Origin of the sequence: Ottowia sp., assembly GCF_047601385.1 — a bacterium.
In the GTDB taxonomy this organism is placed as follows: domain Bacteria; phylum Pseudomonadota; class Gammaproteobacteria; order Burkholderiales; family Burkholderiaceae_C; genus Ottowia.
The window spans coordinates 1,357,233-1,375,479 of sequence record NZ_JASGJP010000001.1 but is presented as its reverse complement, the minus strand read 5'-3'; the positions used below and the strand labels follow the sequence as shown (position 1 = coordinate 1,375,479).

General features: G+C 69.5%; 20 protein-coding genes. 9 read left to right on the top strand and 11 right to left on the bottom strand.

Annotated features, from left to right (window positions below; all coding sequences use genetic code 11):
- Nucleotides 1–19 precede the first annotated feature (19 nt).
- On the top strand, nt 20–1,315 hold the full coding sequence (boxA, locus tag QM772_RS06710; protein ID WP_415134791.1) for a benzoyl-CoA 2,3-epoxidase subunit BoxA: 1,296 nt from the start codon (nt 20–22) through the stop codon (nt 1,313–1,315).
- Nucleotides 1,316–1,590: 275 nt separating this feature from the next.
- Here boxA and hemP read toward each other — a convergent pair whose 3' ends face one another.
- The 6 genes from hemP to bfr all read right to left on the bottom strand — a co-directional run bounded on the left by hemP (nt 1,591) and on the right by bfr (nt 4,713).
- Nucleotides 1,591–1,827 (bottom strand): hemin uptake protein HemP, encoded by a 237-nt coding sequence (gene hemP / locus QM772_RS06705; RefSeq protein ID WP_415134789.1) that lies wholly within the window; start codon nt 1,825–1,827, stop codon nt 1,591–1,593.
- Between the two features lie 25 nt (nt 1,828–1,852).
- Nucleotides 1,853–2,269: an ExbD/TolR family protein gene (locus QM772_RS06700; RefSeq protein WP_415134787.1), complete on the bottom strand. Its 417-nt coding sequence runs from the start codon at nt 2,267–2,269 to the stop codon at nt 1,853–1,855.
- Nucleotide 2,270: 1 nt separating this feature from the next.
- Nucleotides 2,271–2,981 (bottom strand): MotA/TolQ/ExbB proton channel family protein, encoded by a 711-nt coding sequence (locus tag QM772_RS06695; RefSeq protein WP_415134785.1) that lies wholly within the window; start codon nt 2,979–2,981, stop codon nt 2,271–2,273.
- A gap of 7 nt (nt 2,982–2,988) precedes the next feature.
- Complete coding sequence (locus QM772_RS06690) at nt 2,989–3,714, bottom strand: energy transducer TonB (protein WP_415134783.1); 726 nt, start codon at nt 3,712–3,714, stop codon at nt 2,989–2,991.
- A gap of 155 nt (nt 3,715–3,869) precedes the next feature.
- Nucleotides 3,870–4,094: a bacterioferritin-associated ferredoxin gene (locus tag QM772_RS06685; protein ID WP_415134781.1), complete on the bottom strand. Its 225-nt coding sequence runs from the start codon at nt 4,092–4,094 to the stop codon at nt 3,870–3,872.
- A gap of 148 nt (nt 4,095–4,242) precedes the next feature.
- Nucleotides 4,243–4,713: a bacterioferritin gene (gene bfr / locus QM772_RS06680; protein ID WP_415134779.1), complete on the bottom strand. Its 471-nt coding sequence runs from the start codon at nt 4,711–4,713 to the stop codon at nt 4,243–4,245.
- Between the two features lie 200 nt (nt 4,714–4,913).
- On the opposite strand from bfr, the gene QM772_RS06675 reads away from it, so the two are divergent.
- The gene (locus tag QM772_RS06675; RefSeq protein WP_415134777.1) at nt 4,914–7,520 is read left to right on the top strand and encodes an ABC transporter permease; all 2,607 of its coding nucleotides are present in this window, start codon (nt 4,914–4,916) and stop codon (nt 7,518–7,520) included.
- Between the two features lie 83 nt (nt 7,521–7,603).
- Here the strand turns inward: QM772_RS06675 and QM772_RS06670 are convergent, their stop codons facing one another.
- A complete protein-coding gene (locus QM772_RS06670; RefSeq protein ID WP_415134775.1) occupies nt 7,604–7,825 on the bottom strand; it encodes a hypothetical protein in 222 nt (73 codons plus the stop codon).
- A gap of 55 nt (nt 7,826–7,880) precedes the next feature.
- On the opposite strand from QM772_RS06670, the gene QM772_RS06665 reads away from it, so the two are divergent.
- Both QM772_RS06665 and QM772_RS06660 read left to right on the top strand, forming a co-directional pair.
- Nucleotides 7,881–9,362 (top strand): class I SAM-dependent methyltransferase, encoded by a 1,482-nt coding sequence (locus QM772_RS06665; protein ID WP_415134773.1) that lies wholly within the window; start codon nt 7,881–7,883, stop codon nt 9,360–9,362.
- Nucleotides 9,359–10,318, top strand: coding sequence for a BsuBI/PstI family type II restriction endonuclease (locus QM772_RS06660; protein ID WP_415134771.1), 960 nt, complete (start codon nt 9,359–9,361; stop codon nt 10,316–10,318). The genes QM772_RS06665 and QM772_RS06660 overlap by 4 nt, the downstream gene beginning before the upstream one ends.
- Nucleotides 10,319–10,417: 99 nt before the next feature.
- Here the strand turns inward: QM772_RS06660 and QM772_RS06655 are convergent, their stop codons facing one another.
- On the bottom strand, nt 10,418–10,846 hold the full coding sequence (locus tag QM772_RS06655; RefSeq protein WP_415134769.1) for a type II toxin-antitoxin system VapC family toxin: 429 nt from the start codon (nt 10,844–10,846) through the stop codon (nt 10,418–10,420).
- Between the two features lie 8 nt (nt 10,847–10,854).
- Nucleotides 10,855–11,094 carry an antitoxin gene (locus QM772_RS06650; RefSeq protein ID WP_415134767.1) on the bottom strand — a complete coding sequence of 80 codons (240 nt, stop codon included), beginning with the start codon at nt 11,092–11,094 and terminating at the stop codon, nt 10,855–10,857.
- 229 nt (nt 11,095–11,323) lie between these two features.
- Here QM772_RS06650 and QM772_RS06645 point away from each other — a divergent pair, with 229 nt between their 5' ends.
- From QM772_RS06645 to QM772_RS06625, 5 genes are all read left to right on the top strand, one after another.
- On the top strand, nt 11,324–12,439 hold the full coding sequence (locus QM772_RS06645) for a patatin-like phospholipase family protein (RefSeq protein WP_415134765.1): 1,116 nt from the start codon (nt 11,324–11,326) through the stop codon (nt 12,437–12,439).
- 80 nt (nt 12,440–12,519) lie between these two features.
- Nucleotides 12,520–12,915: a group II truncated hemoglobin gene (locus QM772_RS06640; RefSeq protein ID WP_415134763.1), complete on the top strand. Its 396-nt coding sequence runs from the start codon at nt 12,520–12,522 to the stop codon at nt 12,913–12,915.
- Between the two features lie 75 nt (nt 12,916–12,990).
- The gene (locus tag QM772_RS06635; RefSeq protein WP_415134761.1) at nt 12,991–13,242 is read left to right on the top strand and encodes a J domain-containing protein; all 252 of its coding nucleotides are present in this window, start codon (nt 12,991–12,993) and stop codon (nt 13,240–13,242) included.
- Between the two features lie 34 nt (nt 13,243–13,276).
- Nucleotides 13,277–14,713, top strand: a complete 1,437-nt coding sequence (locus QM772_RS06630) for an aldehyde dehydrogenase family protein (RefSeq protein ID WP_415134759.1) — start codon at nt 13,277–13,279, stop codon at nt 14,711–14,713.
- Nucleotides 14,714–14,773: 60 nt separating this feature from the next.
- The gene (locus QM772_RS06625; RefSeq protein ID WP_415134757.1) at nt 14,774–16,834 is read left to right on the top strand and encodes a TonB-dependent receptor family protein; all 2,061 of its coding nucleotides are present in this window, start codon (nt 14,774–14,776) and stop codon (nt 16,832–16,834) included.
- A 62-nt stretch (nt 16,835–16,896) separates the two neighbouring features.
- Here the strand turns inward: QM772_RS06625 and QM772_RS06620 are convergent, their stop codons facing one another.
- Nucleotides 16,897–17,529: a Smr/MutS family protein gene (locus tag QM772_RS06620; RefSeq protein ID WP_415134755.1), complete on the bottom strand. Its 633-nt coding sequence runs from the start codon at nt 17,527–17,529 to the stop codon at nt 16,897–16,899.
- Nucleotides 17,526–18,203: a RadC family protein gene (gene radC, locus QM772_RS06615; RefSeq protein WP_415134753.1), complete on the bottom strand. Its 678-nt coding sequence runs from the start codon at nt 18,201–18,203 to the stop codon at nt 17,526–17,528. The genes QM772_RS06620 and radC overlap by 4 nt, the downstream gene beginning before the upstream one ends.
- Nucleotides 18,204–18,247: the final 44 nt, after the last annotated feature.

The window sequence follows — 18,247 nt, the reverse complement described above, 5'->3', positions numbered from 1 at the left end:
AACACATGCGGAGACCACGATGAGCGACACCGCCACGGCCGATGCGGCCATCCTCAAGCAGCACCTGATCGACCCCGAGATCTGCATCCGCTGCAACACCTGCGAATCGATCTGCTCGGTGGGCGCCATCACGCACGACGACCGCAACTACGTGGTCGACGCCGCCAAGTGCACCGACTGCGGCGACTGCATCTCGCCGTGCCCCACCGGCAGCATCGACAACTGGCGCAGCGTGCCGCGCGCGCAGCCCTACACGGTGGAGGAGCAGTTCGGCTGGGACGAACTGCCGGCCGAGAAGACGCTGGCCGAGCTGGTGCGGCTCGGCATCATCGGCGACGCCGCCGCCGATCCGGCGCCGCAGGCCGCGGCGGCGGCCGAGGCAGAAGACCCCACCGGCGAGGCGCCGTTCAACGCCTCGGCCTGGGGCAGCAGCATCCCGCCCTGGTCGGCCGCGCACGCCTATGCCAACCTGTACGGCCCGAAGGCGGCGGAGAAGACCGCCACAGCCACTGTCACCGGCAACGTGCGCGTCACCGAGGTCGGGCGCGACTACGACACCCACCACGTCGTGCTGGACTTCGGCCAGATGCCGTTCCCGGTGCTGGAGGGCCAGTCGATCGGCATCGTCCCGCCCGGCACCGACGCCGCCGGCCGGCCGCACCACCCGCGCCAGTACAGCGTCGCCAGCCCGCGCAACGGCGAGCGGCCGGGCTACAACAACGTCAGCCTCACCATCAAGCGCGTGCTGGAAGACCACGACGGCCGGCCCGTGCGCGGCGTGGCCAGCAACTACATGTGCGACTTGGCTGTGGGCGACAAGGTGCAGGTCATCGGCCCGTTCGGCACCAGCTTCCTGATGCCCAACCACCCGAAGTCGAACATCGTCATGATCTGCACCGGCACCGGCAGCGCGCCCATGCGCGCCATGACCGAGTGGCGCCGGCGCCTGCGCAAGAGCGGCAAGTTCGAGGGCGGCAAGCTGATGCTGTTCTTCGGCGCCCGCACCAAGGAAGAGCTGCCCTACTTCGGTCCGCTGCAAGGGTTGCCCAAGGACTTCATCGACATCAACTTCGCCTTCTCGCGCACGCCCGGCCAGCCACGCAAGTACGTGCAGGACCTGCTGCGCGAACGCGCCGCCGACCTGGCCCCGCTGCTGGCCGACGCCAACACCTTCGTCTACGTGTGCGGCCTGAAGAGCATGGAGGAGGGCGTGGTGCTGGCGCTGCGCGACGTGGCGCAGGGCGCGGGCCACGACTGGGACGAGGTGGGCCAGCGGCTGAAGCGGGAAGGCCGCCTGCACCTGGAAACCTACTGATGCATTAAGGCCCCCACGTTTTCCCGCTGCGCGAGGTTCGCCGCCCCCCGAGGGGGCCGTTTTTGCCTTGGGGCGGCCCGGCGGCAAAAAAGCCAAAGCGCCGCCGATGCGACATGCATCGGCGGCGCTTTTTCTATGATTTTTGTAGCTGCCAGCGCTTATCAGACAGGCGCTGGAGGCCGATTTGATGCAAAAAAATCCGCTGGCTGGCTGCGCCCCGGTGGGCACTCTGGCTGGCGGCAATACGCGCCGGAGCGCGTCCCACGATGAAAGCGCTACTTGGTCAGGATCAGCTTGCCCAGCTTGGTCGCCTGCAGGCGGTACACCGAGCCGTTGTGGCTGATCTCGATCGTCTTGCGGCCGCGCAGCAGGTGGTCGCTGGGCAGCGGCGCGGGCGCCACCGAATCGGCGGCGCGCGGTACAGGGGCGCGCGGCGAGGTGGCCCGCGCGGGCAGGCTGAGCTTGCGGCGCAGCGGCTCGGCGGTAGGGGCGATGGCGAGGGCGGTGGTCATGCTTTCGGCCTCCTGGTGAAAAGAATCATTGCGCGGCTTGCGGCTCGGTGACGAAGCCGATCTTGCGCAGGCCGGCCTGCTGGGCCGTGGCCATGGCCTGGGCCACGCGCTCGTAGCGCACGTCGCGGTCGCCGCGGATGTGCAGGTCGGGCTGCGGCTGCTTGGCGCTCTCGGCCTTCATGCGGGCGGCCAGCTGGTCGTCGGCGATCGGCTGGTCGTCCAGGAAGTAGCTGCCGTCGGCCTTGACCGACAGGTTCAGCGTCTCCGGCTTGAGCAGCTCCTTCTCGTTGCTGGCGCGCGGCAGCTCGATGTTGACCGAGTGCTTCATCGCCGGCACGGTGACGATGAAGATGATGAGCAGCACCAGCATGACGTCGATCAACGGCACCATGTTGATCTCGCTCATCACGTCGTCGTCGTTTTCCCGGTCGCTGAAGGCCATTTCAATGCCCCTTCGTCATGGCCACCAGGGACGGCGGCGGGTTGACCCGCGCGCCGGTGAGGAAGTAGGCGTGCAGATCGTGCGCGAACCTGTGCAGCTGGTTCAGGATGGCCTTGTTGCCGCGCACCAGCGCGTTGTAGCCCAGCACGGCCGGGATCGCCACCGCCAGGCCCAGCGCCGTCATGATCAGCGCCTCGCCGACCGGGCCGGCCACCTTGTCGATGGTCGAATGGCCCGACATGCCGATGGCCACCAGCGCGTTGTAGATGCCCCAGACGGTGCCGAACAGGCCGATGAACGGGGCGGTGGAGCCGACCGAGGCGAGGATCGCCAGGCCGGACTGCAGGCGAGCCGTGAAGGCGTCGAGGCCGTTGCGCAGCGCGCGCGAGACCCACTCGCTCACGTCCAGGCTGTCGTGCAGGCGGGCCTGGTTCGCGCGGTGGTGCTCGGTGGCTTCGCGGCCGCGCTCGACCTGGCGGCGGAACGGGTTGTCCTGCGCCTTGCCGAGGGAGGCCAGGCCGCTTTCCAGATCCTTGGAATCCCAGAAGCCCTGCGCCGCCCGGGCCATGCGCCGGAAACGGAAGATGTCGATCGCCTTGATCAGGATGACGATCCACGACGCGAGCGACATGCCCACCAGGATGATGGCCACGCCCCGGATGACCACGTCACCCTGGGCCCAGACGTGCATGAGTCCAAACTGCGATTCCATTCTCCACTCACTCCAGTACGAAATTGAAAGGTACGTTGAACCACATGGCCTCGGGCACGCCGTTGCGCGTGCCGGGCACGTAGCGCCAGCGGTCGCGCGCGGTCTCCAGCGCCAACTGGTCCAGCCGCTCGAAGCCGCTGGAGCGCTGAATGCGCGCCTCCTGGGCGCGGCCGTCGAGGCCGATCAGCACGCGGATGATCACGCGGCCGGATTCGCCCAGGCGGCGGCTCATCGCCGGGTAAGCCGGCTGCGGGTTGTTCAGATAGGCCGCGTTCGATGACGGCAGCACCACCACCGGGGCCGGCGCCGGCGGTGCCGGTGGCGCTGGTGCGGGCGGGGGCGGTGCCGGAGGCGCGGGCGGCGGGGCCGCCACCACCGGGGCGGTGGGCTCGGCGTTGGCCACCGCCAGGGGCACCGGCTCGGGCGCGGGCGCCGGGCGGGGCACCGGTGCCGGGCGCGGCGGCGGGGGCGTGCGCCGGATCACCGCCGGCGGCGGGGGAGGCGGCTTGACCTGGGGCGGGGGCGGCGCGGGGGGCGGTGGTGCGGGCGGCGTCACCATCTCGGCGATCACCTGGGCCGGCACGATGATTTCCGGCGGCGTCGAGCGCTGCAGCAGCCCCTGGTTCAGCGCCCACAGCGCCACGCCGTGGAGCGCCACCACGCCGCCGACGATGACGGTGTTGCGGCTGATCTCGGGCAGGCGGCGTGGGGGGGGCAAGGCGTGGGCAGGCATGAACTCAACAAAGCATCGGCACGGCCATCGCGCGCCGTGGCGGAAATTTCTTGGCGGGGGATCGACTCAGCGGCGCAGCACCCAGACCGCGGCCGCCATCACCACGACCAGCGCGCCCAGGACGGCCAGCACGGGTGAGACATGGGCGAAACCGCTCATACCGCGGCCCTCTCGCCCGTGAAGGCGGTGCCCGCCTGGTACAGCGCGGCGACCGGGTGGCTGGCGCTGCACTGGTCCACCAGCTCGCGCGCGCAGCCTTCGCAACTGCCGCAGCAGGTCGCCACGCCCAGCTCCAGCTGGATGTCGTCGAAGCTCATGCCGGCGTGGGCGTGGCGGACGATCTCGCGGTCGGAAACCCGGTTGCAGACGCAGACGATCATGGCGGGACGTGGCTTGCAGTGAATCGGTCGATGGGTGGATATTAAATGCGACCGATTCGCATTGTCAACGTCTATTTCGTCGATAGGGATTCCGCAAATTAAAAAAGGGCCAAAAGGCCCTTTTTTGCGGCGGCGAACCGGGAGGGGCTCACTCGCCCATCTGGCTCTGGAGGTAGTTCTGCAGGCCGACCTTCTCGACCAGGGCAAGCTGCGTTTCGAGGTAGTCGATGTGCTCCTCGGTGTCTTCCAGGATTTCCTGCAGCAGGTCGCGCGAGACGTAGTCGCGCACCTTCTCGCAGTGCTCGATGCCGTCCTTGACGGTGGCCTGGGCGGTGCGCTCCAGCTTCAGGTCGCAGGCCAGGATCTCGGGCACGTCCTCGCCGACGTGCAGCTTGCCCAGGTCCTGCAGGTTGGGCAGGCCGTCGAGCATGAAGATGCGGTCCATCAGCTTGTCGGCGTGCTTCATCTCGCCGATGGATTCCTCGTATTCCTTCTTCGCCAGCTTGCCCAGGCCCCAGTGCTTGAGCATGCGGTAGTGCACGAAATACTGGTTGATGGCGGTCAGTTCGTTCTTCAGCTGCGCCTGCAGGTGCTTGATGGCTTCGTTGTCGCTTTTCATGGCGCGATCCTCGTCGTTGAATGTGGGATTGGCGGCATTCTAGGAAGCGTGCGGGTGAGCGCGAATGTAGGGACTTTCGTAATACGAGTACGAGTGATTTGTGCCTGTGATATCAAGTCAAATCATCGCCCAGCGCTTGTCCAGCAAGCGTGAACAGCTATGAAAAACGGAGTTGGCGTGCTTGCGCTTACAGTGCGCCCATGAACGTCTCCACATGGATCCTGGGCTGGCGCGGCCTGTGGCGCGACCTGCGCGCCGGCGAGCTGCGGCTGCTGATGGTGGCCGTCACGCTGGCGGTGGCGGCGCTGGCGGCCGTGGGCTTCTTCTCCGACCGGCTGCAAGGCGGTTTGCAACGCGACGCGCGCCAGCTGCTGGGCGGCGACGCGGTGGTGGTCAGCGACCAGCCGCCCGCCGCCGCCTTCACAACCCAAGCGCGCGCGCTCGGCTTGCAGAGCGCGCTGACCCTCGGTTTCCCCACCATGGGCCGCGCGCCCGACGCGCAGGGCGGCGCCACGCGCCTGGTGGCGCTGAAGGCGGTGGAGGCCGGCTACCCGCTGCGTGGCCAGTTGCGCCTGGCGCAGGGCGCGCAGGACCGCACGGGCACGCCCACGCGCGACATCCCGGCGCGCGGCCAGGCGTGGGTGGATCCGTCGCTGCTCGAAGCCCTGGCGCTGAAAGCCGGCGACACCCTGCTGCTGGGCGACGCCGGCTTTCGCGTCACCGGGCTGATCGCGCTGGAGCCGGACCGCGGCTCGGGCTTCATGAGCTTCGCGCCGCGCGTGCTGCTGAACGCCGCCGACCTGCCCGCCACCGGCCTGGTGCAGCCGGCCAGCCGCATCACCTGGCGACTGGCGGTGGCCGGGCCGGATGCGGCGGTGCGGCGTTATCTGACGTGGGCCGAAGCGGAAGTGGCCAAGCCCGGCGTGCACGGCGTGCGGCTGGAGTCGCTGGACAGCGGCCGGCCCGAGATGCGCGCCACGCTCGACCGCGCCGAGAAGTTCCTCAACCTGGTGGCCCTGCTGGCGGCGCTGCTGTCGGCCGTGGCGGTGGCGCTGGCGGCGCGCGGCTTCGCGGCGAGGCACCTGGACGCCTCCGCCATGCTGCGCGTGCTGGGCCTGCCGCAGCGGCGCATCGCCGGCGCCTACGCGGTCGAGTTTTTGCTGGTGGGCCTGGCGGCCAGCGCGGCCGGCGTGCTGATCGGCTGGGCCGTGCACCACGTGTTCGTGGCGCTGCTGGCCGGGCTGGTGGACGCGGCGCTGCCCGCGCCCAGCGGCTGGCCGGCGCTGTTCGGGCTGGGCATCGGGCTCACGCTGCTGGTGGCCTTCGGGCTGCCGCCGGTGCTGCAACTGGCGCAGGTGCCGCCGCTGCGCGTGATCCGGCGCGACGTGGGCGCGCTGCGGCCGGCCTCGCTGGCGGTGCTGGCGCTGGGCGTGGCGGGTTTCGCCGCGCTGCTGCTGGCCGTCAGCGCCGACCGGGTGCTGGGGCTGATCGCCGTCGGCGGCTTCGCCGGCGCGGTGGCGGTGTTCGCGCTGCTGTCCTGGGGCGCGGTGAAGCTGCTGCGCCGGGTGGTCAACGAGCAGACCGCGCCGCGCTGGCTGGTGCTGGCCACGCGGCAGATCTCGGCCCGGCCGGCCTATGCCGTGGTGCAGGTCAGCAGCCTGGCGGTGGGGCTGCTGGCGCTGGTGCTGCTGGTGCTGCTGCGCACCGACCTCATCGCCAGCTGGCGCGCCGCCACGCCGGCCGATGCGCCGAACCGCTTCGTCATCAACGTCATGCCCGACCAGGGCGAGGCGTTCCGCGCCGCGCTGGCCGACGCGGGCGTGCAGCGGCTCGACTGGTACCCCATGTTCCGCGGCCGCCTGGTCGCCATCAACGGCAAGGACGTGGCGCCCGCCGACTACAAAGAGGAGCGCGCCCAGCGCCTGGTGGACCGCGAGTTCAACCTCTCGCACGACGCCGCGCGGCCGCCGCACAACGAGGTGGTGGCCGGCCGCTGGACGCCCAACGAGGCGGGCGCCATCAGCGTCGAAGAGGGCCTGGCCGAGACGCTGGGGCTGAAGCTGGGCGACACGCTGCGCTTCGACGTCGCCGCCGTGCCGGTGGAGGCGCGCATCACCTCGCTGCGCAAGGTGGACTGGGCGTCGATGCGCGTCAACTTCTTCGCCATGTTCCCGCTGGCCGAGATGCCGGACTTGCCCATCACCTACATCGCCGCCTTCCGCGCCCCTGAGGTATGGCCCCCACGCTCCCCCGCTGCGCGAGGTGCGCTGCCCCCCGAGGGGGTTGCTTCCAACTTGGGGCGGCCCGGCGTTGGAAGCGCGGGCTTCGACAACGCCCTGGTGCGCCAATTCCCCAACATCACCAACGTGGACATGGAGCAGTCCATCGCCCAGGTGCAGCGCGTGCTGGACCAGGTGATCCGCGCGGTGGAGTTCCTGTTCGGCTTCACGCTGGCGGCGGGGCTGATCGTGCTGCTGGCCGCCGTCGGCGCCACGCGCGAGGAGCGCGCGCGCGAGTTCGCCATCATGCGCGCCGTGGGCGCCGGCAGCGCCCTGCTGGGCCGCGTGCAGCGCGCCGAGCTGGCCGGCGTCGGCCTGCTGGCCGGCGTGCTCGCCAGCGTGGCGGCGGTGGCCGTGGGCTGGGCGATGGCGCGCTACGCCTTCGACTTCGCCTGGACCGCCTCGCCCTGGGTGCCGCTGGCCGGCGGCGCGGCCGGCGCGCTGCTGGCCCTGGCGGCCGGCTGGTGGGGCCTGCGCGAGGTGCTGCGCCGGCCGGTGGTGGAAACGCTGCGGCGGGCGGGGGAGTAGTCACATATGCTCATCGATTGATAGCTGCTGGCGCTTTCTGGGTGGGCGCTGGCAGCTAATTTGGCTTGCAATCTGCAAGGCGCTCAGGGCACGGTCGGCGACCAACCGCCGCCGCCCTGCAGCGGGTTTGTGATAACGCGACCCATGCGGAAGTCTCGGTTGAGACACACGATGGAGATTTTCTCCACCGGGAGTGCAAACGTGCGCAGACCTCTTCGACGAACAGTCGTGCCGTGGAACCCATTACCATCATGGATGGCATCGAGGTCGAGACGGGCAGCGTGGCGAGTACGCTGGTTTTCCATGTGCTCGCGGCCTTGGTTGGATTTGAGCGCAGTCTGATTCGGGAGCGGAGCCGGGATGCTGCAACAGCTTGAGAAGGCAGACACGGTGCGCCGGATGGTTGCGCCGCGCACTGCACGTAAACACAAGGCCGCGCTGGGCCAGTACATGACGCCTTCGAGCGTGGCCCGCTTCATGGCGTCTCTGTTCCCGGCCAGTTCGCTACGGACTTGCCGCCTGCTGGATGCGGGCGCTGGCGTGGGTGCGCTGTCCTGCGCCTTCCTTGATCGCTGGGTGGCCGGCGGCTTCGGCTTCGAGGCCGTCGAAGCAACGGCCTACGAGGTTGACGGCAATCTCCGTGACCATCTGACGCGGCACCTGACGGGTTATCGGAACGTGACGCCCCGGATCATCGCGGGCGACTTCATCGAACTGGCGACGGCCGATGACCTGTTCACGGTGAAGCAGCCGACGGGCTACACCCACGCCATCCTCAATCCACCTTACAAGAAGATCCATAGCGACTCGCCGCATCGGCTGGCCTTGCGCCGCGCCGGTATCGAAACGGTGAACCTGTATTCCGCCTTCGTGGCGCTTGCCGTGGCCGACGCCGCACCCGGCGGCCAGGTCGTGGCGATCATTCCGCGCAGTTTCTGCAATGGGCCGTACTACCGGCCCTTCCGCGACTTCATCCTTGAGCGGGCAGCCATTCGCCACATGCACCTGTTCGAGTCGCGCAGCAAAGCGTTCAAGGATGACGAGGTGCTGCAGGAAAACGTCATCATTCGCCTTGAGCGCGGCGGTGTGCAGGGGCCGGTGACGGTATCGACCTCGACCGACGACAGCTTTTCCGACCTGGTGACGCACGAACATCCGTTCGAGCGGATCGTCTTGCCCGATGACCCCGAGCAGTTCATCCATGTGCCCACGTCGCCAGAGAAGAGCGCCATCGAGCTGTCCCCAGCGATCCGATTCATGCTCGCCGACCTGGGCATCAAGGTGTCCACCGGGCCGGTGGTCGATTTTCGACTGAAAGAGCACCTGCGCGACATGCCAGGGGAGGGCACGGTGCCTCTGCTGTATCCCGGACATTTCAGCGGCAGCGGCACCACTTGGCCCATTGAGGACCTGAAGAAGCCTAACGCCATCGAGCGTAACGCCGAGACGGAAAAGTGGCTCTATCCGAGCGGTTTTTACTGCGCCGTGCGTCGCTTCTCGTCCAAGGAGGAAAAGCGTCGCATCGTGGCGAGCGTGGTGGAGCCCGATGCATTCGGTGGTGCGCCGGTGCTGGGCTTCGAGAACCACCTGAACCTGTTTCACGAGAACAGGCGTGGCTTGCCCGAGGCCCTGGCCCGCGGCTTGGCGGTATTCCTGAACACAACCGCCGTCGATGCGCATTTCCGGCGCTTCAACGGCCACACGCAGGTCAACGCGACCGACCTCAAGCTGATGAAGTATCCGAGCCGTAAGGCGCTGACTCGGCTTGGCGAGTGGGCCATGCGGCAAGGCACCCTCACGCAAGACCAGATAGACGCCAAGCTGGAGACCCTGACCGAATGAACGACGAGAGCGGCGACATCGAGGCTGCACGGCAAATCATCGCTTCCCTGGGACTGCCCCGTGCGCAGCAGAATGAACGCTCGGCGTTGTGCTTGCTGGCCCTTTTGAACCTCACGCCCGGCAAAGCCTGGGCCAACGCCGAAAATCCGCTGATCGGCATCACGCCCATCATGAATTGGGCGCGAGAGCACTATGGGAAGGCGTACGCACCCAATACCCGCGAGACGATTCGCCGTCAGTCCATGCACCAGTTCTGCGATGCGGGCGTATCGCTCCTCAACCCGGATCAGCCCGACCGGCCGGTAAACAGTCCGAAGGCTGTGTATCAAATCGAGCCAGCCGCGCTCGCGCTGCTGCGCAGTTTCGGCAGCCCAGCATGGCATGACAGCCTGGCCGCCTGGTTGGTCCAGAGGGAAACACTGGTGGCTCGATACGCCAAGGAGAGGGCGCAGAACCGTATCCCGGTCGAAGTCGCGCCAGGTCGGCGGATCACCCTCAGCCCTGGCGAACACAGCGAATTGATCCGAGCCATTGTGGAAGACTTCGCCCCACGCTTCGCGCCGGGCAGCGTGCTGGTCTATGCCGGCGACACGGGCGACAAATGGGGTTACTTCGACGCCCCCTTGCTGGCTGATCTCGGCGTTGGCGTGGATTCGCACGGCAAGATGCCGGATGTGGTCTTGCACTTCGCGGAAAGGAACTGGCTGCTACTGGTCGAGTCCGTCACTAGCCACGGGCCGGTCGATGGGAAGCGACATGCCGAATTGGCGAAGCTGTTTGCCGGATCGAGCGCCGGACTGGTGTACGTAACCGCATTCCCGAACCGGGCCATCATGGGCCGCTATCTCGGTGAAATTGCGTGGGAAACCGAGGTGTGGGTGGCCGATGCGCCGTCACACCTCATTCACTTCAACGGCGTGCGGTTTCTTGGCCCTTATCCCGCGGAACCAGAGTAAGAAGAGGTGTCCGATCTCAACGGGAGTGAGCGTCGAAAGCTGGGCGGTCTCGGCTTGCGACGCGCGGCACAGCAGAGTAAAAATAGGGTCAGATAAAGACTATTTTTCACCCGGTGACGAAGACACTGCGCCCTGCACCCAGTTTTCCCATTGCAGGCCGGGGTAGTCCCGAAAATCGGCCTCGTTGTTGGTGACGAGCACGGCGCCCACGGCGATGGCGTGCGCGGCGATGAGCCGGTCCAGCGCGTCGCGGCGGCGTTCACGCACGGCGGCGCGCAGCACGCCGTAGGCCTGGGCAGCGGCTTCGGCCAGGGGCAGCACGGGGATGCGCTGTATCAGCAGGGCCAGCACCTGGGCATCGTGGTCGCGGTTGCGCGATTGCATCTCCAGCCCGGCGCACAACTCGGCGTAAGTGACCGCGGACATCGCCGCCTGCCCCTGGCGTAGAGCAGCCAGGCGTTGCAGCACCTGTGGCGGCTGGCGCTGTATGAGGTGGATGCAGATGTTGGTGTCGAGCAGGTAGAGCATGGGGGCACTCAGTCCCAGTCGCGCTCGGCCTGCTCGTGTTCTTCGCGCCCGGCGGCCATGAAGTCGGGGCTGAAGGAGGCGAAGATCGCCGGCAGGTCAGCCAGGGTCTGCGCCTGCACCGGGCGCAGCACCAGGGTGTCGCCCACGCGCTCGATCTCGATGTCCTGCGCTGGGTCGAGGAACGCCAGTTCCTTCGGGATTCGGACGGCAAGCGAGTTGCCGCTTTTGAAGATGCGGGTGTGCGGCATGGTGGGTGCCTCTGGTTTGTATATCCAGTATATACATTCAGGCGCTGAGGCTGCAATGCCCGATGGTGCAGCAGCGTGTTTGCTCATCGATCGATAGCTGCCAGCGCTTGCCAGGCGGGCGCTGGAGGCCGATTTCTCTTGTAATTTTTGGGGCAGAATTAGAGGCGGCACTCTGAACTCGCCCCTGGAAATCAGCCCCTCAGACAAAGAACTGAGGGATGCTGTGACCATGACCGAACCCACCAAACCGATCCACCTCGCCCTGCAAGGCGGCGGCGCGCACGGCGCCTTCACCTGGGGCGTGCTCGACACCCTGCTGGCCGACGGGCGGCTGGCCTTCGCCGGCATCAGCGGCACCAGCGCCGGCGCCATCAACGCCGTGGCGCTGGCGCACGGCTGGGCGCAGGCCCAGGCCGAGCGGCGCGACCCGGCCGAGGGCGCGCGCGCCGCGTTGGCGCGGGTGTGGGGCCGCGTCACTGGCCTGGGCGCCGCCAGCGAGGGCGCCGCGCGCATGGCGCGCATGATGATGGGCGCGCTGCCCGGCGCCATGGCCGCCAGCTTCTCGCCCTACCGGGCCAACCCGCTCAACGTCAACCCGCTGCGCCAGCTGATCGCCGAGGAGATCGACTTCGACCGCCTGGCGCGCCTGAAGTCGCCGCGTGTGTTCGTCGCCGCCACCGAGGTGGAGACCGGCCGCGCCCAGGTCTTCAGCGGCAAGCGCCTGACCGTGGAGGCCGTCATGGCCTCGTGCTGCCTGCCGCAGATGTTCCAGGCGCCGGAGATCGACGGCCGCCTGTACTGGGACGGCGGCTACTCCGCCAACCCCGCGCTGCGCCCGCTGCTGGAGATGGGCGAGAGCGGCGACGTGCTGCTGGTGCAGATCAACCCGCTCAAGCGCGCCGGCCGGCCCACCTCCGGCGCCGCGATCGCCGACCGCGTGAACGACCTCACCTTCAACGCCAGCCTGATCGCGCAGATGCGCACCATCGCCCTGATCAACGAACTGATCGAGCGCGGCCTGGCGCCCGAGGGCCTGGCCGCGTTCCGCATGCACCGCATCGAGGGTGGCGCGGCGCTGGCCGAGATGCCGGCGCACAGCAAGGTGTCGCCGGCGCCCGCCACCATGGAGCAGCTCTTCGCCCTGGGGCAGGACAGCGCGCGCCGCTGGGCGAGGCGCAGCCTGGCGGCCGTGGGTCGCAAGAGCACCATCGACCTGCGGCGCGACTACGGCGACCCGCTGCGGCTGGACTTCGATGCCGGCGCGGCGGCGGAGGGCGACTCGATGCTGGGGCGTTTCCTGTGGGCGCCCGAGGAGCAGGCCCGCGCCGCCAGTGGCGCGGCCTAGAATCGCCGCCACCCCCCGCTTGCCGCATGCTACGCTTTCAGTAGCTGCTGGCGCTTTCCAGGCAAGCGCTGGAGGCCGATTTGACTCAAAACCCCACCGCCACCCCTTTCACGCTGATCGGCGGCGAAGCTGCCGTGCACGCGCTGGCCGGGCGCTTCTACGACCTGATGGACCTGGAGCCCGGCTACGCCGCGCTGCGTGCCGTGCACGGCAGCACGCTGGACGACGCGCGCGCCAAGCTGTTCTGGTTCCTGTGCGGCTGGCTGGGCGGGCCGGATCATTACGTGCAGCGCTTCGGCCACCCGCGCCTGCGCATGCGCCACCTGCCGTTCGCCATCGGCGTGAAGGAGCGCGACCAGTGGCTGGCCTGCATGGACCAGGCGATGCGCGAGACCGGCGTGGACGAGGCGCTGCGTGAGCGCTTGAACCAGAGCTTCTTCCAGACCGCCGACTGGATGCGCAACCGCGGCGGGTAGGGCGCGGCCCCGCAGGCCGAGGCCGGCGAGAATCCTGGTCACGTCCAACGTTTTTCAAAGCACCCGCCTTCTCCCATGACCAGCGCCTACGCCGAACGGGGCCTGCCCGACGCCGCCACCGAGCGCGAGGTGCGTGCCGCCTGGCGCCGCCTCGCCTCGCGGTGGCATCCCGACCGCAACCCCAGCGCCGAGGCGATGGGGCGCATGCAGCGCATCAACCGGGCCTTCAACGCCCTGCGCGCCTGGCAGCGCCAGATGGCCGCCTGGCGCAAGCGCATGGCGGCCTCCTGGGCGGGGGGCGTGGCGGACGCCGGCGCGAGTAGTTGAAAATCCTCCCTTCCGCATCCAGGAGACAATCCTCATGAAAGACCAGCTTCAGTTCTATATCGATGGCCAGTGGGTCGATCCGGCCGTGCCGCGCGCGCTGGACGTGATCAACCCCTCCACCGAGGAACCGGTGGCCCGCATCAGCCTCGGCTCGGCCGCCGACGTGGACAAGGCCGTGGCCGCCGCCCGGCGCGCGTTCGAGACCTACTCGCAGACCACCCGCGAGGAGCGCCTGGCCCTGCTCGCCAAGGTGCTGGAGGTCTACCAGAAGCGCTACGGCGACGTCGTGGCCGCCATCTCGCAGGAGATGGGCGCGCCGCTGTGGCTGTCCAAGGCGGCGCAGGCGGCGATGGGCGTGGCGCACCTGGCCACCGCCATCGAGGTGCTGAAGAACTTCCCCTTCGAGCAGGTGCACGGCACCACCGCCATCGTGCACGAGCCGGTCGGCGTGGTCGGCATGATCACGCCCTGGAACTGGCCCATCAACCAGATCATGTGCAAGGTGGCCCCGGCGCTGGCCGCCGGCTGCACCATGATCCTCAAGCCCTCCGAGGTGGCGCCGCTCAACGCGCTGCTGTTGGCCGAGGTCATGCACGAGGCCGGCGTGCCGCCCGGCGTGTTCAACCTGGTCAACGGCGACGGCCCCGGCGTGGGCGAGGCGATGGCCGTGCACCCCGGCATCGACATGATGACCTTCACCGGCTCCACCCGCGCCGGCATCGCCGTGGCCAAGGCGGCGGCCGACAGCGTCAAGCGCGTGGCGCAGGAGCTGGGCGGCAAGTCGGCCAACATCGTGCTGGAGGACGCCGACCTGGACCGCGCCGTCAGGCAGGGCGTGCAGGCCGTGCTGATGAACTCCGGCCAGAGCTGCAACGCGCCCACCCGCATGTTCGTGCCGCGCGCCAAGCACGCGCAGGCCATGGCCGCCGCCAAGGCCGTGGCCGAGGGCACCAAGGTGGCCGACGCGCTGGCCGAGGGCATGCACATGGGGCCGGTGGTCAGCGAGCTGCAATTCAACAAGATCCAGGGCCTGATCCAGAAGGGCATCGACGAGGGCGCCACGCTGGTCGCCGGCGGCACCGGGCGGCCCGACGGGCTCGCCAAAGGCTACTTCGTCAAGCCCACCGTGTTCGCCGACGTGAGGAACGACATGACCATCGCGCGCGAGGAAATCTTCGGCCCGGTGCTGGTGATGATCCCCTACGACACGGAAGAAGACGCCATCCGCATGGCCAACGACACGCCCTATGGCCTGTCGGGCTACGTGCAGTCGGGCAGCCTGGAGCACGCGCGGCGCGTGGCCAACCGCCTGCGCACGGGCATGGTGCACCTGAACGGCGCCGGCCCCGACCCGGCCGCGCCTTTCGGCGGCTACAAGCAGTCGGGCAACGGCCGCGAGTGGGGCGAGCACGGCTTCAGGGACTTCCTGGAGGTCAAGGCCGTGATGGGGGCGGCGCCGAAGCAAGGCTAGCCAGTGCTTCAAAAAAGATAGCTGCTGGCGCTTGCCTGGCGGGCGCCGCAGCCTTTTTTTATGCTTTTTTCCATCCAAGGGCCACTGGCCGTGTTCGGCCTGGCCGCGCTGGGCGCGGCGCAGGCCCAGACGCTGGACGAGGTCGTCATCAGCGCCAGCCGGCAGGAGCAGCGCAGCTTCGACGTGCCGGCCGCCATCCAGGCCGTCGACCAGGACGTGATCGACCGGGCCGGCCCGCGCATCAACCTGTCGGAGTCGCTGAACCGCGTGCCCGGTATCACGGTGCTGAACCGGCAGAACTACGCGCAGGACTTGCAGCTGTCCATCCGCGGCTCGGGCGCGCGCTCGGCCTTCGGCATCCGCGGCGCGCGGCTGATCGTGGACGGCATTCCCGCCACCATGCCCGACGGGCAGGCGCAGGCGTCCACCATCAGCCTGCCGTCGGCCGCGCGCATCGAGGTGCTGCGTGGGCCGATGGCGCTGCTGTACGGCAACTCGTCCGCTGGCGTGGTGCAGGTCTTCACCGCCGACGGCCCGGCGCGGCCCGAGGTGCGCGCCACTGCCGACGTCGGTTCCAACGGCATGCTGCGCCTGGGCGCGCAGGCGGCGGGCCAGCAGGGCCGGGTGAACTACGTGCTGGACTACAGCGACCTGCGCACCGACGGCTGGCGCGACAACAGCGCGGCCAGGCGCCGCCACCTGAACGCCAAGCTGCGCACCGATATCGACGAGCGCACCCGCCTGACGCTGGTCGCCAATGTGTTCGACCAGCCCGAGTCCGGCGACCCGCTGGGCCTGACGCGTGCCCAGATGCAGGCCAACCCGCGCCAGGCCGATGCCCGCTCCACCGAATACCGGGCGGGCAAGGAGGTGTCGCAAAGCCAGCTCGGCCTGGTGCTGAACCACCGCCCCGACGCCGACAGCGAGCTGATGGCCCGCGTGTACTACGGCCAGCGCGATCTGGACAACCGGCTCTCCATCCCGCTGTCCGCCCAGCAGCCGGCCACGTCGGCGGGCGGCATCGTCGATCTGGACCGCAGCTACAGCGGCCTGGGCCTGTCCTACGGCAGCGGCGTGGCCCTGGGGCTGGGCCGCCTGCGCTACACCGTGGGGCTGGACCTGGAGCAGATGAGCGAGCGGCGGCGCGGCTACGTCAACGACCTGGGCGCGCGCGGCGAGCTCAAGCGCGACGAGGACGACACGGCCCGCAGCGCCGGCCTCTACGCCCAGGGCGAATGGGCCATCAACGAGCGTTGGAGCGCCGTCGCCGGGCTGCGCGCCAACCGCGTCCGGTTCACGGTGCGCGACCACTTCATCGTCCCCGGCAACCCCGACGACAGCGGCGGCACGCGCTTTCGCGCCACGAATCCCGTGCTCGGCCTCACGCGCCATTTCGGCGACGGCACCAACGTGTACTTCAACGTCGGGCGCGGCTTCGAGACACCCACGCTGGCCGAGATCGCCTACCGCAGCGGCGGCAGCGGCCCCAACCTCGGCCTGCGCGCCGCCCGCGCCATGCACGCCGAGCTGGGCCTGAAGACCCGTCTGTCAGAGACGCAGCGGCTGGACGTGGCGCTGTTCCACATCGCCAGCCGGGACGAGATCGTCGTCGCCTCCAGCAGCGGCGGGCGCAGCATCTACGCCAACGCCGGGCGCACCCGGCGCAGCGGCATCGAGGTGGCCTACAGCGCGCAGCTCAGCCCCGAATGGCAGGCCCACGTGGCGCTGTCCACGCTGAACGCCCGCTTTGCCGACGGCTCCGTGGTGCCCCGGGGCAACCGCATCCCGGGCACGATGGCGCGCAGCCTGTTCGCCGATCTGGCCTGGCAGCCGAAAGCCTGGCCCGGCTTCAGCGCCGCCCTTGAGGCGGTGCACTTCGGCCGCATGGCGGTGGACGACCTGAACTCCGACTGGACTTCGTCAGCCACCGTGTTCAACCTGCGGCTGGGCTGGGAGCAGCGCCTGGGCGGCTGGAAGCTGCGCGAGTACCTGCGCATCGACAACCTGGCCGACAAGTCCTACGTCGGCTCGGTGATTGCCAACGACGGCAACCGCCGCTTCTTCGAGCCCGCGCCGGGGCGGCAGTGGGCCGTGGGGTTCAGCGCGGGCTATGCGTTCTGAGCCCGGCCCGGAAAACTATTGAAATCATAGCTGCTGGCGCTTGTCTGGCGGGCGCTGGAGCCCTATTTGTCCAATAACACCAGCAGCGCCCCGGCGCCGCCCTCCAGCGGCCGCGCCTGCACGAAGGCCAGCACCTCGTGCTTCTGCGCCAGCCAGCCGTGCACTTTGCCCTTGAGCACCGGCACGCGGCCGGGCGAGCCCAGGCCCTTGCCGTGCACCACGCGCACGCAGCGCCAGCCGGCGCGCCGCGCGTCGCGCAGGAACTGGCCCAGCGCCTCGCGCGCTTCATGAACGCGCAGGCCGTGCAGGTCGATCTGGCCCTGCACCGCCCAGTGGCCGCGCCGCAGCCGGGCGGCCACGTCGGGGCCGATGCCGGGGCGGCGGAAGCTCAGGTGCTCATCGACTTGCAGCAGGGTGCTGGCGTCGAACTCGTCGGAGATCGATTCGCGCAGCACCGCCTGCTCGTCCCGCTGGCGCTGGCGCGGCTCGGGCGCCGTGGGGGCGGGCGCGTGCAGCACGCGGGCGTGCGCGCGCAGCGGCTGCACGGGGCCGACGGCGCGGGCGAACAGCGCCTGCCCGGCGCGTTCGCGCCGGGCGGCGGCCTCGCGCGCGGCGGCTTCCTCGGCCGCGCGGGCGCGCGCCTCGGCCAGGCGCTGGCGGATCTGCTTGAGGTCTTGCAGCGAGTTCGACTTCACAGCAGCCCCCGCTCGGCCATCGACAGCGCGCTGCCGGGCGCGACGATGACGTGGTCGATCACCCGCACGTCCACCAGCGCCAGCGCGGCTTTCAGCGAGCGCGTCAGCGCCTCGTCGGCGCGGCTGGGCTCGACTCCGCCGCTGGGGTGGTTGTGCGCCAGCACCACGGCGGCGGCGTGGTGGTGCAGGGCGCGCAGCACCACCTCGCGCGGGTACACGCTGGCCTGCGCCAGCGTGCCGCGGAACAGCTCCTCCAGCGCGATCAGGCGGTGCTGGACGTCGAGGAACAGCGCGGCGAACACCTCGTACGGGCGGCGCGCCAGGTGCAGCTGCAGGTAGTCCCTGAGCATGCCGGGCGCGTCCAGGGCGGGGCGCTCCTTCAACTGCTCGGCCAGCGCGCGGCGCGCCAGCTCCAGCACCGCCGCCAGTTCGGCGCGCTTGGCCGTGCCGCCCAGGCCCTTGACGCGCTTCAGGTCGCCCGGGCCGGCGTGCAGCAGCCCGGCGATGCCGCCGAATTCGTCCAGCAGCTGCTGCGCCATCTGCAACACGCTGGTGCCGGGCAGGCCGGTGCGCAGCAGCAGCGCCAGCAGCTCGGCGTCGCCCAGGGCGCCGGGGCCGCGCGCCAGCAGCTTCTCGCGCGGGCGGGCGTCGGGGGGCAAGTCCTTCAGCGGCATCGGGATGGCGGGGCTTTCTACAATCGGGTCAGTTTATCTGGGAC